This is a genomic window from Pantoea sp. SM3640, from assembly GCF_015654165.1.
Lineage (GTDB): Bacteria > Pseudomonadota > Gammaproteobacteria > Enterobacterales > Enterobacteriaceae > Pantoea > Pantoea vagans.
Window position 1 is genome coordinate 3,939,354 of record NZ_CP064872.1, and the last position, 15,107, is coordinate 3,954,460.

The window sequence follows — 15,107 nt, forward strand, 5'->3', positions numbered from 1 at the left end:
GCGATGCCCGCCTTCTTTGACTCTTTACACCAGCTGAGCGGCCATCAGCGGCCAGCGAGCCTCAAAGTCTGCGGTGGGACTGAAACGAAACTCAGAACGGACATAGCGCGACAGTAAACCTTCACAGAAAGCCAGCAGCTGGCTTGCCAGTAACGCCTCATCAGCCTGAAAAGCTTCGCCCTCACGCATTTTCCGTTCACGCATCACCTGTCGCAGTTGCACTTCAATCCGCTCAAACAGCTGATTAATACGTCCCTGCAGCCGGTCCTGCTCGAACATCAGCGCATGGCCGGTCAGGATGCGCGTCAGTCCCGGATTACGCTCACCAAATCCCAGAATCAGTTGCACGATCAGACGCAGGCGCGTCATGGTCTCTTTTTCATCTTTGAGGATCAGATTGATGCGGGTAATCAGACTGTCTTCGATAAACTCAATCAGGCTATCGAACATGCGTGTCTTACTGGGGAAGTGACGATACAGCGCCGCTTCGGAAACGCCTACCGTGGCTGCCAGCTTGGCGGTGGTAATGCGCTGACTGCCATCACCTGACTCCAGCATCTGTGCCAGCGCCTGCAAAATCTCTTCGCGACGGTTCCGCTTCGCGACTTTTTTTTCTGCCATGACCTTAAAAACCCCTGAAATTCACCTAAAAACAGGCAACACCTACGCATCTGCCACAGGAACGCGTCCCATGGCGATGAGGAAAAATAACGGGCGTAAGTGAAAGTCGGTAATGCGGGTTACTGGCGACCTGAGTGGCCGAAGCCGCCTTCGCCGCGCAGGCTAGCGTCGAAATCGTCGACCAGGTTAAATTCCGCCTGTACCACCGGTACAAAGACCAGTTGTGCCATGCGATCGCCGGGTTGCAGAGAGAAACTTTCCTGGCCGCGATTCCAGACCGACACCATCAGCTGTCCCTGATAGTCGGAGTCAATCAACCCGACCAGGTTGCCCAGCACGATGCCGTGTTTATGGCCAAGACCGGAGCGCGGCAGGATCACAGCGGCCAGATCGGGGTCGGTGATATGAATCGCCAGACCGGTCGGGACCAGCGTGGTTGTGCCTGGTGCGATGTCGAGCACCTCATCAATACAGGCGCGTAAATCTAACCCAGCGGAACCTGACGTGGCGTAGGTCGGCAGTGGAAACTCTTTGCCGACACGCGCATCCAGAATTTTAACGTCTATTTTTTTCATCATAACGGCTGACAATCTCGTCTATTAATTGTTGGCCAAGGAGAGACTTATCGCTGAGCGGTAAGCGTTTTTCTCCATCCTGCCAAAAAAGGTGAAGAGCATTGGTGTCGCTATTAAATCCCTGTCCGGCTTTAGCGACATCATTAGCGCAGATCAGGTCCAGATTCTTGCGCACCTGTTTTTGCCGGGCGTATTCTTCCACATTCTGTGTTTCAGCAGCAAATCCAACCACAAATGGCCGGTTTTCCTGAAGTGCGGCGACTCCGGCAACAATATCGGGATTCTTTACCAGGTTCAGCGTGACGTTATCATCGCCGCCCTGTTTCTTGATTTTATCGGCCGCAATATCGGCTGCCCGGTAGTCTGCCACGGCTGCGCTTGCAATGAAAATATGTTGTTTATCTATCTCGCTCATGACGGCGGCCTGCATCTCCAGGGCGCTGGTAACATCAATGCGCCGCACACCCGCTGGTGCCGCCAGGCTGACCGGACCACTGACCAGCGTTACCTGTGCGCCACGCCAGGCAGCAGCGGCGGCAATCGCAAAGCCCATTTTGCCGGAGCTGTGATTCGAGATGTAGCGCACCGGGTCCAGGGCCTCACGGGTTGGACCGGCGGTTATCATAATGTTGAGATGTTGCAGATCGTTGACGGGCGCCGCCCACTGCACCGCATGGTCAACAATCACCAGCGGGTCAAGCATCCGGCCCGGCCCGACATCACCGCAGGCCTGGCTGCCGCTGTCCGGCCCCCAGATCAGCACGCCACGCTCATGCAGCGTCTGCAGGTTGTACTGGGTCACCGCCGCACGATACATCTGCTGATTCATGGCGGGCACTACCGCTACGGGTGAGGCCGTCGCTAAGACGGCGGTGGTCACCAGATCGTTTGCCATACCGGCAGTGATACGGGCAATCAGGTCGGCAGTGGCCGGTGCCAGCACAATCAGGTCGGCCCATTTTGCCAGTTCAATATGACCCATCGCCGCTTCCGCTGCCGGATCAAGCAGATCGTCAAACACCGGATAGCCTGAAACGGCCTGCAGGCTGAGCGGAGTAATAAAGGCCTTTGCCCCCTCCGTCATCATTACGCGGACATCAGCGCCGCGGTCGCGCAGGCGACGCACCAGCTCAGGTGCTTTATAAGCAGCGATACCGCCACTCACGCCAAGAAGAATTTTTTTGCCGGCTAATCCCATCATGATGTTGGCCTCACTAAGCTCTCTGCCGCCCGCGGCGGCGAATGCACGGACTTTATCACAAAAGCGTGTACGCGCCTTTTCACCAACTGCGTTTGCGAGCTGCCTCGAAGATTGATGCGCCACTGATAGCGGTACGCTTCAGGATGGGCCACTCTTAGGCGCATCTCAGGGAGAGCAAAGATGAAAATCAAGGGACCACGGGAAAAACTGCAAAAACTGGGCGCGCATTCGCTCAGCGATACCGAACTGCTGGCCATCTTTCTCCGCACCGGCTCGCCGGGGCAGAACGTCCTTGAGCTGGCCGGGCAGATGCTGGAGGGATTTGGCTCGCTTTATCAGCTCATGACGTCAGACAAAGCGGCAATTTGCAAAATTAAAGGGGTCGGTGATGCCAAGCTGGCGCAACTGCACGCGATTGCCGAACTGGCGAAGCGCTTTTTCGCCAGTAAGCTGGCGCGCGAAAGCGTGATGGAAAATCCACAGATTACACGCCAGTATCTGCAAAGTCTGTTAGCCCACCAGGAGCGGGAGATCTTTATGGCCCTGTTTCTGGATAATCAGCATCGGGTGCTGCGGGCACAAAATATGTTCTCTGGCTCCATTAATAGCGTGGAAGTTCACCCCCGCGAGATCGTCCGGGAAGCGCTGAAGCTCAACGCAGCCGCCCTGATACTGGCGCATAATCATCCGTCGGGGATGGCGGAACCGAGCCGTGCTGACCGTGAAGTGACCCATAAAGTCAGCGAAGCCTGTCAGCTATTCGACATCCGTCTGCTCGATCATCTGGTGATTGGCCATGGCGAATATGTCTCCTTTGCTGAGCGGGGATGGCTCTGATTCAGGGAAAATTCGCGCCAGGTGGCGGCTTTTTGCCCGATCATTCGGGATCTTTATCTGTTCGGGACTTGAGCACTTGGGCTGAGCGGCGTATACTACGCCACCTTTGAGAATCTCGGGTTTGGCGGTTAGGCCAGCTTAGCGGGTTCCATGGAACTCGCCTGGCGGGCTGCAAGCCTGACGAGGCGGCCAAAACCTAATTTTTAAAGCTCGAGCTGATTTGATTTTTGGAGATATAGACATGTCACGAGTCTGCCAGGTAACTGGAAAGCGTCCGGTAACGGGTAACAACCGTTCCCACGCAATGAACGCGACGAAACGCCGTTTCCTTCCGAACCTGCACTCACACCGTTTTTGGGTTGAGAGCGAGAAGCGCTTCGTTACTCTGCGTGTATCTGTTAAAGGTATGCGCATTATTGATAAAAAGGGCATTGATACGGTTTTATCCGACATGCGTGCCCGTGGTGAGAAGTACTAAGGTACTAAGGAACTGAATCATGGCTAAAGGTATTCGTGAGAAGATCAAGCTGGTTTCCTCTGCTGGTACAGGTCACTTCTATACCACCACGAAGAACAAACGTACTAAACCAGAGAAGCTGGAACTGAAAAAGTTCGATCCGGTTGTACGTCAGCATGTGATCTACAAAGAAGCTAAAATTAAGTAATTTTAGTGTTCTGCTAAAAACCCGGCTCCGGCCGGGTTTTTTGTTTGTGTAAAACGCTGAGGAGAAGGTATGCCAGAGTTGCCAGAGGTTGAGACCAGCCGCCGCGGTATCGAGCCGCATTTGGTCGGTGAAACCATTCTTCACGCCGTGGTGCGTAATTCACGTCTGCGCTGGCCTGTTTCGCAGGAGATCCTGGCGCTAAGCGATCAGCCGGTGCTCAGCGTGCAGCGTCGGGCGAAATATCTGCTGCTGGAACTGCCGCATGGCTGGATTATTATCCACCTGGGCATGTCGGGCAGCCTGCGGGTGCTTTCCGAAGAGCTGCCAGCAGCGAAGCATGACCATGTTGATTTGGTGATGAGCAACGGCAAAGTACTGCGTTACACCGACCCGCGCCGCTTTGGTGCCTGGCTCTGGAGCAGCGATCTGACGGGCAGTAGCGTGCTGGCACATCTTGGGCCTGAGCCGCTTAGCGACCAGTTTGACGGCGCTTACCTGTTTGATAAGTCACGTGGCAAACGGACGTTCATCAAGCAGTGGCTGATGGATAACAAAGTGGTGGTGGGCGTGGGCAACATTTACGCCAGTGAGTCACTGTTTACCGCCGGGATCCTTCCCGATCGTGCCGCAGGTAGTCTGTCGCAGGCTGAAGCGGAGCTGCTGGTCAACACCATTAAAGCGGTGCTGTTACGTTCAATTGAGCAGGGCGGTACTACGCTGCGTGACTTCTTACAGACCGACGGCAAGCCTGGCTATTTTGCCCAGCAGTTGCAGGTTTATGGCCGGGCAGGTGAACCCTGCCGGGCATGCGGTACGCCGATTATCAGTGGCAGGCACGGGCAGCGCAGCACCTACTGGTGCCCCAACTGCCAGCATTAAGCCAGTTTAGCCAGCAGTGCCTGATGCACGGGCGCGGGCAGAAAGGCGGAAACATCGCCGCTGTGACGCGCCACCTCTTTGACCAGCGAAGAGGAGATAAACGAGAAGCCTTCAGACGGCATCAGGAACACACTCTCCAGCGTTGGCAGCAGGTGACGATTCATCTGCGCCAGCTGCATTTCATATTCAAAATCTGACACCGCACGCAAGCCACGGACCAGCACATTCGCCTGCTGGTCACGGGCGAAATTAGCCATCAGGTCGCTGAAGCCGATCACCTCAACGTTCGGCAGATGGGCCACCACCTGACCGGCCAGCACCACGCGCTCATCCAGGCTGAACATCGGTTTTTTACTGGGGCTGGCAGCAATGGCCAGAATCACCTGATCAAACATCTGCGCTGCCCGCGTCACGATGTCGAGATGACCGAGCGTTACAGGATCAAACGTACCGGGATAGATGGCTTTAGTGGTCATACTCGCCCTTTTGCCGAAGCGTGATTCAGCGCCCAGAGGGCTGAATATTTATTGAAGGTATATTGCGCGTTGACCACCGCCAGAATCCAGCCCTGCTTACCGTCGAGAAAACCGGCACGCAGCAGCAACGTTTTAACAAACGCGCCAAGCGTATGGCTGAACACAGAAAAGAGACCACAACGCTTACCGCGCTGGTGACGTTCTTTGGCCCAGGCTTCGGCATAGGCTAGTTGTTTGCGCTGAAAGGCGATTAAATCGCGGCAGGTCAGATGTTCCAGATCGCCAGGCAACGCCACCACCGGTGCGCCGTCACTCTGCAGTGATTCATGCACCAGATTGTCATTGTAGCGGAAGGTGCGTGGATAGAGGCGCATCACGCGGTCGGGATACCAGCCACTGTGGCGCATAAAGCGGCCGAGGAACAGATTACTGCGGCCCAGGCTGTAAACCGTGCGGCTGGGTGGGGCGACCAGCACCTGCTCAATGGCGGCACGCAGTTCGGGTGAAACACGCTCATCTGCATCGATCATCAGAATCATGTCGCCGGTGGCATAGCCCTGTGCGCGCTGGCGCTGAATGCCATAGCCCTGCCAGTCATCACTTTTATAGACCTGCGCCCCAGCCTGCGTGGCGATCTCAACACTGTCGTCACTGCTTCCAGAATCCAGCACAATAATTTCGTCGGCCCAGCTGACTGAGGCCAGACAATCCGGCAGCAGCTCCGCTTCATTTTTGGCGATCATCACCACAGAAAGACGCTGGCGTGCTGACATTAGTGGGCCCGTGGTGGCAGATGCGGTTCGAGTAACTGTAGCAGACGCTGAAGCGCACCCTGGTTCTGGTGCAGTACGTCTACCGCATGGCGTCCGTAATAACGGCGATAATCATCATCCTGTAACAGGTTGGTGACCTCTTTTTCCAGTGAAATCACGTCGGTGACGGTGATCAGACCCTGGCCTTCCTGCAACTTGCTGCAGATATCTTTGAAGTTCCAGATGTGAGGCCCCATCAGCACCGGAAGGGCATGGGCCGCGGGTTCCAGCGGGTTGTGTCCGCCCCGCTCAACCAGGCTGCCGCCGACAAACGCCAGATCGGCGATGCCGTAAAGCAGCATCAGTTCACCCATTGAGTCGCCGATGACCACCTGCGTGGAACCCGAAGGGATCTCACCGCTGCTGCGCAGGATAAAGCTGAAGCCGCGTTCCTGCGTCAGTTCGCGCGCATCGTTAAAGCGTTCAGGATGGCGGGGAACCAGAATCAGCAGCAGATCCGGAAACGTCTGCAGCAGGCGACGATGGGTATCCAGCACGATGGCCTCTTCGCCTTCGTGCGTGCTGGTGGCAATCCACACCGGGCGACGCGGCGCCCACTGGCGACGCAGTGTTACCGCTCTGGCGGCCAGTTCTGGCGTCACGGAAATATCAAACTTCAGGCTGCCGGTAATCGCCAGCTGTGAACGTTTCAGGCCCAGACTCAGGAAGCGGTCGCCATCTTCCGTATTCTGTGCCGCAATCAGCGTGATGCTCTGCAACAGCTGGCGCATAAATTTACCCAGCTTGCGATAGCCTTTGGCGGAGCGGGCCGAGAGGCGGGCATTGGCGATCACCAGCGGAATGTTACGCTGGTGCAGAATGCGGATAATGTTCGGCCACAGCTCCGTTTCCATGATGATCACCAGTCGTGGATTAACCGTATCCAGAAAACGATTAATCGAACCTGGCAGATCATAAGGCAGATAGACGTGATGCACATCTTTGCCAAAAGCAGATTGCGCCCGCTCAGAACCAGTTGGCGTCATGGTGGTGACGGTAATCGGCAGGGTCGGGTAACGATGACGCAGTGCGCGCACCAGCGGAATCGCGGCCAGCGTTTCACCCACAGAGACCGAGTGCAGCACAATGCCGTCAGGCTTCACTTTGCCGACACAATAGCCATAGCGTTCTGCCCAGCGTTTGCGATAGGCAGGCGCTTTACGACCGCGCAGCCACAGGCGCAGCCAGATCAGTGGCTGAATGAAGTAGAGCAATGCGGTGTAAATGGTCGTCATAGTTACCGTTACAGCAGGTTCGCGTCTAAAAACAGATTAAAATGAGATGGCGGCATGGTATCAGAAACCCTGCATGCACTCATCCCACATTGTCAGTTGCTACTCACTACCTGCTGATAAAGCGAAGTCAGCGCCTGCGCCAGCCGTTGTGGACCATAAGGCTCAATTTTACGTCGCGCTGCGTCACCCATTCGTGAATCGACGGAAAGTGCCGGTATGGCGTTAATTGCCTCATTTAAGCCATTGATATCCAGGGCATCACAGACGAAGCCTTCCTGACCAGCAGTAATAAATTCCGCGCCACCGCAACCGGTGCTGGTAATTACCGGTAAGCCGCAGGCCATCGCCTCCAGCACCACATTCGGAAAGGGATCATAGAGCGTGGGCAGCAACAGGCCATCCGCCGCGTGATAGAACGGCTGCACATTCTGCTGTACGCCGACAAAGCGCAGGCGGTCCAGGCAGTGAAGCTGGTTTGCCAGCTGCTGATAACGTTGTAATTGTTTATCCTGGCCCACTACAATCAGATAACGATCGCTGGCAGCCAGCGCCTGTATCGCCGCTTTCAGTCCTTTGCGCTCAAAGCCGGAGCCGACATAAATCAGTACGGTCGCTGCATCGGGCAGTGACAGCTGCTGACGGGTGGCGCGACGGGTTGCTTCCGTGGCGGGCTGGAAACGGCTGGCATCGATAGCGTTATGAATGACATGGATTTTTCCGGCGTCGAGCGAAAAGCAGCGCAGGATATCGCGCTTAACCATCTCTGAATTACAGATCACCGCTTTCAGCGTCGGAGAGTTGAACATATCCGCTTCCGCCTGCAGAACATAGCGGTGATAAGGACTGAGTGCAGCACTCAGCCGTTGCCAGGATGACACGATGCGGGCGCGCTGTTCCAGCCACACGCGATGCACGCCATCACCCGCACGGAAAATGTCACAGCCCGCAATGCGCTCATGGCTTTGTACAATATCAAACTTTTCGCGCTCCCAGCAGGCGCGTGCTGCCCGGGCAAAACCGCGCTCACGGGAGACCCGGCCTAGCTTTGCCGGATTACAGATATGCAGATGCCAGTCTGGGTTGGGCGTGCCCTGCCAGCTGCGGGTAATGATGTTGAGATCGAGCTTTTCGCTGCCCAGCGCCTCCAGCGCGCGTGAGATAAAACGTTCAGCACCGCCATCCGGACGATATTTCTGCCGGACAATCGCCAGCCGTAACTTACTCATTCAGGTAGCTCCTCGCTGCCGCGACCACATCCGTTACCGGAATGGCCGAGAGATAACGCTGGTCAGTTTTGGTGTCGATGGAATCGGGTGAGGGCAGCGGGCCATAATCGCCCGCCCAGATAACCTGATTGTTGTCACCCCAGGGCCGCCAGTGCTGCAACTTGGTCGGGCCAAACAGCGCAATGCAGGGGGTTTCAAGCGCAGCAGCCATATGCATCGGCGCAGAGTCGACGCCAATAAACAGACGGGCATGATCGATCAATGCCGCCAGCTGCGGCAGCGTGAACTGACCCGCCAGCGAAACCACATCCTTTGATACACAGAGCGCGCGAATGCGGTTAATCATCGCCAGCTCCTGCTTGTCCGGCCCGGCGGTCAGCACCACTTTGCGGCCCGTCTGCGCCAGCTGATCAAGTGTGGCTGCAACGCTCTCCTCTTCCCAGCATTTGAAGCCCCAGCGTGAGGTCGGCTGCACCACAATATAGGGCGCAGTGACATGATGTTCCGCCAGTCGGGCCAGCACAATTTGCTGGTCAGCATCGCTGTAGTGCATTGAGACGCGAGCGCCTTCGCTGCTGATGCCGAGGGGCGCCAGCGCCGACATATTCTGCTCAACGGTATGCAGTTTGCTGTGATTGTGTGTGGGGACCAGGCAGTTGTGACACCATCGCCACAGCACGTTATCGCGTTTTTTATAGGCAAAACCGATGCGAACGGGTGCCGCAGAGAGACGGGTAATCTGAGCAGCGCGCCACTGATCGGCCAGATTGATCACCAGATCATAATGGGCGTCGCGCACGGCGCGAATTAATGCACGCTCATGGCCCAGCTTGCGCCAGGTGCCTTCCTGCTTCCATTTGCGATCGATGACGTGCAAATGGCGGATGGCCGGATGCGCTTCCAGCATCGGACGCGTTTCCTGATAGAGCAATACGTCGATGCTGGCCTGCGGATAACGCTCATGAAGCGCATTGATGGCGGGCGTTGTGAGCAGCATGTCACCATGATGGCGCAGCTTAATCAGTAATATATTTTTTGGAGAGAAGTTTGCTGGAATCAGGCTGGCCATAAACAAGAGTTCTCAGAATTCAGTGAACCGATTGTAGGGCAAACCCTTTTTAGGATAAAGCCAGCCTCAAAGGTTATTTATCACGCCAGCGATAGAGCCGCGCCAGCCATAACAGCAACTGATACCACTGCTTAATTCCCCGGGCATTACGTAGCATGCGCAGGTGTGTACCGGTCGTGAACAGATCGGCAATGATTGCCTGGCGTGCGCGGGCATCAGGCTCACGTCTCACACTGTGGCAAACGCTGAGCGCTTCATGCGTTACCTGATAGTGAAACGACGGGTAGATCTTCACGCGGTCACGATAACGGGTGTTTAGCTCTTCCAGCAGCCGCGCAATCTTCAGGTAGTGACGCTGATATTCCACGTTGCGCTCGCCGGTCCGTTTGCGGTTGCTGATGGAGGCGTCGTGCATATAGTAGCGATAGAGCACTGCGTCGGTATACCGCACGCGTTTCGCCAGCAGCATAAACTCGGTGGTCCAGGGAATATCCTGATGATGCAGGCCCGGTTCAAACTGCAACTGATGCTGCTCAATCAGTTCCCGACGATAGATCCCCAGCCAGACCACATGCATATAACGATGCGTTTTCAGCGCGGTATTGAGCCAGTCGGCACCGCTCAGCACCGGCGTGCTGCGCAAACGGTCCAGCGGAATCAGCGGTTTTACCCGCTGGCTGTGTTTGAAAAACCACTCGGCGTTGCACTGTGCCGCATCCAGATTGTCCGCTTCTGCCATCGTCACCAGCGTCTGATACATATCGGGCTGCATGGTGTCATCTGCATCCGGGAAGGTGACATATTTCCCGCGGGCTATCGCCAGACCGGCGTTACGGGCCCGCGACACGCCACCATTTTCCTGATGAATCACACGAATATGAGCGTGCTGCTGTGCATACAGGTCAGCGCGCTCACCTGAGCCGTCGGTGGAACCGTCATTGACAATGATGATCTCCAGCGCGGTCAGCGTCTGCGCCAGCAGTGACTGCATGAACTCGTCAAACATGCTGCCCGCATTGAACATCGGCGTAATGATACTCAGCAAAGGAGAAGTACTCATCACACTATCTTCACCCGCGTTGAATTCACTGCGAAAGGGCATTGCCTCGTCATAAATCATTTCCAAATCAGCAGAGTGGAATCAGGAAGTTAACGATTATAAGACGGTGTAGCTTTCCTGCTTTACTAAAAACCACGCCCGACAATAATAATGCGCTATATGCGCTTTTTTACGCAAAGTCGCTTTACAGGTAAACAGATTATTATGCTGGTGTTCATTCAGCGTCTTTTTTATAAGAGATGGTGGTAAACAGCAGGCGGGATAAATGACGGGAAAGTCAGGCGCTGAAATAACCGCGCCCGTATCAATTATGATAAACCTGAGAGCGCTATTGCTCGCTCTGCTTAAAAAACTTGAGACTGACATACTTCATCATCCAGCTCATGCTTTCAGCATACTGTTTCTGATGCCACTTGATGCGGGAAAATCGCTTCATCTCTTTATAATGTCTCGGTGTATCAAGCGGTTGTGAAGCCCAGGGGGAGCGCTGGTAATAGCGGTAGTAGAGCTGAGCAAGATCGCTGCCCGCCCAGGCATGCCAGGGTTTGCATTTACCGGTGTAGTGAATCATCACGGTGTCCGCTGGAACGGCAGTATGATCCCAGACTTTATTGGCGATGATGTCGTAAATATGGTTATAGCGGTCCGGCAGGATCAGAATCTCATTCTCCAGCACGATATTCAGCGCATCCTGATCGGGAAAACCAAACTCTGCGCCCTGCGTCACCAGCACGTCAGTAATGCGCGCCGTAGTCTGCCTTTCGAGCCAGCGCGGAATATTGATCAGCATAAAGCCGGAGTTGAAATAGTGATGATGCTTCAGCCCCAGCCTTGCGCACTGGTTCTGCCGCGCACGTGGTGTGTCGTTACAGGCCGCCAGCGTGTAATCCGCGATATCCAGGGCGAACAGGGGCGAGTAGTCACCCACTACAAGCGTGTCAGCATCAATATAGATCACCCGATCGCTGTAGCTCGCCACAGTTTCAGGGATCAGGAAGCGGTAGTGGATGCTTTTAGGATAGCGACCCACAGCAGGCAACTGATCAACCCAGGCACTGTTAAAAATATGCAACGTAATCGCCAGACGGTGGCCTGTGGCCAGCAAGTGCAGTTTTTCCACATCTTCATCACGCAGGGAATCGGAGAAAATATGGGCGTGGAACGCGGTATCAGGATGATGATGGAGAAGTGAAAACAGCGTAATGCCCAGGCCACGCGCATAGGCGTGGTTGATGCCAAACGCAACGTGAACCGGATTATCATCCGTGTCAGCAAGCGTGTTGACCAGCAGCTGACTTTGCTGAACGGCATCAGCAAGAGGGGTAATTGCCATTACGCTTTACTATTCCAGATTATGAGTAATAAACGTTTGTATTCTAGTCAGTTTATCGCGATCCAGCCCGAATAATTTTTCAGCGGGCTGATCAAACTTAAAACGGGTAGCAAAAACGAACGTCGAGGCCGCAATATTATCGGGTCCGATAAACAACACGTTATTGACCGGACGCTGCTCCCTGACTTCACACGGCCCGTAAAGCATGATCACCGGAATCTGCTGGGCATCAGCAATATACGCATTGCCAGAATCAGAGGCGATATAGAAATCCATCTGCGCAATGGCCCAGGGAACCTCTTCCAGTTTCAGCTCACCAATCAGGCTGACGATATTCTCTTTGGGGCCGGTCAGGCTCAGTAACTCATCCAGCCACGGTTGCTCAGCCGGTGGGCCAAAGACATAAAAGGTACAGGGCAACTCAGCCAGCGCCGCCATCAGCTGCTGCCAGATGCTGGCAGGAATGGTTTTGGCCCGATTACCGGCAGAAATACTGATACCTATTTTAATACCGCTGCACGGATTACGCAGCGCGGCGGGCGGCTCAGCCGGCTGCAAGAGCGGCGAGGTCGCATGTTTGGGAAAATCGGTATAGCGGTAGTCACGGTTAATCAGCTTCAGATAACTGTCGAGCGTTAAATCCGTTTTGCTATGGTCGACAATGCCGCTGGCGCTGCGATAGAAGGTTGCATGATAGGACTTAAGCACATAGGTGCGCAGAAACTGCTTGTTCGGTGCGTTACATAACGCGGCGAAAAACAGGTTCACGCTGTTGGGCTGCACCAGATAGACGTTGTCATAACGGTTCATCAGCGTGAACGCGAGCTTCAGTTTGGCAAAAAAGCTGCGTTTAGCATCTTCAATCAGAAAGTAACGGCTGACCGTGTCATCGTAACGCACCAGCGGCTCGACCGCCTTGCTGATCAGCAGTTCAGACTGGCCCAGGGCGCGCAGCATCGGGGTGATATTGATGAAATCACCAATCTTTGCCGTCTGAATGATTAAGCTGCGTCCGGTTGGACGGTAAAACAGCCGCATTACCGTCCGCAAAGGCACCAGCAGCAGATAGATCAGCACATAGTTCATGGCGTATTTTCCCTGATAACGGCCTGAAGTTTTTCTGCCACCGCGTCAGCAGTCAGCTCCGCCAGATTATGATTCGGGGCGCTCAGTGCCTGTTGGTTCTGCCCATAACCACCAATCAAACCAGGATCGGTCGGGCCATACAGCGTGAGGTTGGGACGATCCAGTGCCGCCGTCAGGTGACTTAATCCGGTATCGACCGAGACCACCGCCCGTGCGCCCGCCAGCTGTTGGGCTATCGCTTCCAGCGTCAGCTTAGGCAGCACCTCGACATGTTCAAATCCTTCAGCAAGACGCAAGGCGCGTTGATGCTCATGTTCTGCACCCCAGGGCAGTTTCACCCGCAGACCGCTGGGCTGCACCAGCTCAATCAGCTGACGCCAGTGGGATTCCGGCCAGTGCTTGTTGTCACGTGTCGTGGCATGCAGAAAGACCAGATAATGATGTGCGTCAGCGGACAGATGATGCAGAAAGTGTCCGGCAATCGCGTAGTCACCCTGACTTTGCGGCTTTTCATAGCCCAGGCTTTTGGCGAACAGTTCACGCGTTCGCTCAACCGCGTGTTGTCGCTTACTGACTTCATGGCGGACGTCATACCACCAGCTGGCAAACGGCTCACGCGCGCTACGGCTGTCCTGCCCGTGCTTTACCCCTTTCGATAAGCGGGTAACCAGCGCGGCACTTTTGATTAGCCCCTGCGCATCAATGACGACATCGTACTCACGCGACTGTAACGCGCGCTTAAACAGCACACGCTCTTCACGCTGCTGACTGCCAAACCAGTGTTTGCGCCAGCGGCGGATTGCGACCGGTAACACCTTATCGACCGCAGGATGCCAGCCAGGGATCTGCGCGAAGTTCTCTTCCACCACCCAGTCGAAACGGATGCCGGGGATAGCATGCATCGCATCGGTCAGTGCCGGCAGTGAATGCAGTACATCGCCCATTGAAGAGGTTTTAACAATCAGGACGTGCATGGCACCTCCTGTGGTGCGAGCAGTTCGCTCAGCGTCTGATGTACGCGCTCAGGCTGAATATCGATCAGGCTCTGGTGATAGCCCTGGTCGGCATCGCCTTTACGCACTTTGTGATAGCCGGTAATCAGGCGAATAATACGCGCCTGTTTTGCAAGCGGCGGCGTAAAGTCAGGGCTGCTCGGCCCATAGAGCGCCACCAGCGGACGGTCCAGCGCCGCAGCAATATGCATCAGGCCGGAATCGTTACTGACCACGGCCCGGCATTGCGCCAGCAGAATCACTGCCTGCTCCAGCTGGGTTTCACCGGCCAGATTACGGCAGTGGCCGCGTGCATCTTCTGGCAGCGCAGCGATAATCTCGTCGCCGGTCGGGCGATCTTTGGCGGAGCCAAACAGCACAATCTGGAAGCCTTCAGCAATCAACTGACGGGCCAGCGTGGCGTAGTGATAGTGCGGCCAGCGTTTGGCCGGACCAAATTCGGCACCCGGACAAAAACCGATGATCGGACGGGTTGCCGCCAGCTGAAACTGTGCGGCGGTTTCAATCTTTTCCTGCTCTTCAACCTGCAGCTTTGGCCACAACAGCGGCTGTGGCAGCTGCGCCGCCGAGGCAACCGGTGTGTCGTAGCCCAGCGCAACGTAGCGCTCAACCATGAGTGGAAACGCGGTTTTATCCAGCACCCGCAAATCGTTCAGCAGGCCATAGCGCATTTCACCGCGCCAGCCGACGCGGCGTTTTATTCCGGCAAAGAAGGGGACCAGCGCCGACTTAAAGGAGTTAGGCAGCACATAAGCACGGTCGTAGTGACTGGCGCGCAGCACTTTCCCCAGCCGGCGACGCTCACCAATCTCCAGTGCGCCATGCCCGAGCGGCATCGCCAGCGCCTGATTCACCTCCGGCATGCGTGACAGCAACGGACGGCACCATGCCGGTGCCATCACATCAATCACTGCATCCGGATGTTCGGCCTTGAGTGTGCGATAGAGACTTTGCGACATCATCATATCGCCGACCCACGACGGGCCGATTACCAGAATTTTCATCGCCGGAGCAGCTTC

The 15,107-nt window shown here is 55.6% G+C and carries 17 protein-coding genes; 4 read left to right on the forward strand and 13 right to left on the reverse strand.

All coding sequences use genetic code 11. From position 1 onward, the window contains the following. Positions 1-24: 24 nt before the first annotated feature. The 3 genes from slmA to coaBC all read right to left on the reverse strand — a co-directional run bounded on the left by slmA (position 25) and on the right by coaBC (position 2,397). Positions 25-621 (reverse strand): nucleoid occlusion factor SlmA, encoded by a 597-nt coding sequence (gene slmA / locus IV493_RS18190; protein ID WP_033734520.1) that lies wholly within the window; start codon positions 619-621, stop codon positions 25-27. Positions 622-740: 119 nt separating this feature from the next. Then, on the reverse strand, positions 741-1,199 hold the full coding sequence (gene dut, locus IV493_RS18195) for a dUTP diphosphatase (protein WP_195857552.1): 459 nt from the start codon (positions 1,197-1,199) through the stop codon (positions 741-743). Then, positions 1,177-2,397, reverse strand: a complete 1,221-nt coding sequence (gene coaBC / locus IV493_RS18200; RefSeq protein WP_195857553.1) for a bifunctional phosphopantothenoylcysteine decarboxylase/phosphopantothenate--cysteine ligase CoaBC — start codon at positions 2,395-2,397, stop codon at positions 1,177-1,179. Before coaBC ends, dut begins: the two co-directional genes overlap by 23 nt. A 180-nt stretch (positions 2,398-2,577) precedes the next feature. Here coaBC and radC point away from each other — a divergent pair, with 180 nt between their 5' ends. The 4 genes from radC to mutM all read left to right on the forward strand — a co-directional run bounded on the left by radC (position 2,578) and on the right by mutM (position 4,778). After that, positions 2,578-3,234 (forward strand): DNA repair protein RadC, encoded by a 657-nt coding sequence (gene radC / locus IV493_RS18205; RefSeq protein WP_095706496.1) that lies wholly within the window; start codon positions 2,578-2,580, stop codon positions 3,232-3,234. Positions 3,235-3,475: 241 nt separating this feature from the next. Then, complete coding sequence (rpmB, locus tag IV493_RS18210; RefSeq protein WP_013359508.1) at positions 3,476-3,712, forward strand: 50S ribosomal protein L28; 237 nt, start codon at positions 3,476-3,478, stop codon at positions 3,710-3,712. A gap of 19 nt (positions 3,713-3,731) precedes the next feature. After that, positions 3,732-3,899 (forward strand): 50S ribosomal protein L33, encoded by a 168-nt coding sequence (rpmG, locus tag IV493_RS18215; protein ID WP_001051798.1) that lies wholly within the window; start codon positions 3,732-3,734, stop codon positions 3,897-3,899. A gap of 69 nt (positions 3,900-3,968) precedes the next feature. After that, a complete protein-coding gene (mutM, locus tag IV493_RS18220) occupies positions 3,969-4,778 on the forward strand; it encodes a bifunctional DNA-formamidopyrimidine glycosylase/DNA-(apurinic or apyrimidinic site) lyase (protein ID WP_195857554.1) in 810 nt (269 codons plus the stop codon). Here the strand turns inward: mutM and coaD are convergent. From coaD to rfaF, 10 genes are all read right to left on the reverse strand, one after another. Beyond that, on the reverse strand, positions 4,775-5,254 hold the full coding sequence (coaD, locus tag IV493_RS18225; RefSeq protein ID WP_195857555.1) for a pantetheine-phosphate adenylyltransferase: 480 nt from the start codon (positions 5,252-5,254) through the stop codon (positions 4,775-4,777). The genes mutM and coaD overlap by 4 nt on opposite strands. Then, positions 5,251-6,027, reverse strand: a complete 777-nt coding sequence (locus IV493_RS18230; protein WP_110331077.1) for a glycosyltransferase family 2 protein — start codon at positions 6,025-6,027, stop codon at positions 5,251-5,253. The genes coaD and IV493_RS18230 overlap by 4 nt, the downstream gene beginning before the upstream one ends. Then, a complete protein-coding gene (gene waaA, locus IV493_RS18235) occupies positions 6,027-7,301 on the reverse strand; it encodes a lipid IV(A) 3-deoxy-D-manno-octulosonic acid transferase (RefSeq protein WP_013359504.1) in 1,275 nt (424 codons plus the stop codon). Before waaA ends, IV493_RS18230 begins: the two co-directional genes overlap by 1 nt. A gap of 92 nt (positions 7,302-7,393) precedes the next feature. Then, on the reverse strand, positions 7,394-8,527 hold the full coding sequence (locus tag IV493_RS18240) for a glycosyltransferase family 4 protein (protein WP_195857556.1): 1,134 nt from the start codon (positions 8,525-8,527) through the stop codon (positions 7,394-7,396). Further along, positions 8,520-9,596, reverse strand: coding sequence for a putative lipopolysaccharide heptosyltransferase III (gene rfaQ / locus IV493_RS18245; protein WP_195857557.1), 1,077 nt, complete (start codon positions 9,594-9,596; stop codon positions 8,520-8,522). The genes IV493_RS18240 and rfaQ overlap by 8 nt, the downstream gene beginning before the upstream one ends. 73 nt (positions 9,597-9,669) lie before the next feature. After that, positions 9,670-10,656, reverse strand: coding sequence for a glycosyltransferase (locus tag IV493_RS18250; protein WP_304622258.1), 987 nt, complete (start codon positions 10,654-10,656; stop codon positions 9,670-9,672). Positions 10,657-10,984: 328 nt separating this feature from the next. Further along, positions 10,985-11,989, reverse strand: a complete 1,005-nt coding sequence (locus IV493_RS18255) for a glycosyltransferase family 8 protein (protein ID WP_195857559.1) — start codon at positions 11,987-11,989, stop codon at positions 10,985-10,987. A 9-nt stretch (positions 11,990-11,998) separates the two neighbouring features. Beyond that, a complete protein-coding gene (locus IV493_RS18260) occupies positions 11,999-13,075 on the reverse strand; it encodes a glycosyltransferase family 9 protein (RefSeq protein WP_195857560.1) in 1,077 nt (358 codons plus the stop codon). Next, positions 13,072-14,049 carry a lipopolysaccharide heptosyltransferase RfaC gene (gene rfaC, locus IV493_RS18265; RefSeq protein WP_033784300.1) on the reverse strand — a complete coding sequence of 326 codons (978 nt, stop codon included), beginning with the start codon at positions 14,047-14,049 and terminating at the stop codon, positions 13,072-13,074. Before rfaC ends, IV493_RS18260 begins: the two co-directional genes overlap by 4 nt. Continuing rightward, positions 14,037-15,092: an ADP-heptose--LPS heptosyltransferase RfaF gene (gene rfaF, locus IV493_RS18270; RefSeq protein ID WP_013359496.1), complete on the reverse strand. Its 1,056-nt coding sequence runs from the start codon at positions 15,090-15,092 to the stop codon at positions 14,037-14,039. The genes rfaC and rfaF overlap by 13 nt, the downstream gene beginning before the upstream one ends. Positions 15,093-15,107 lie beyond the last annotated feature (15 nt).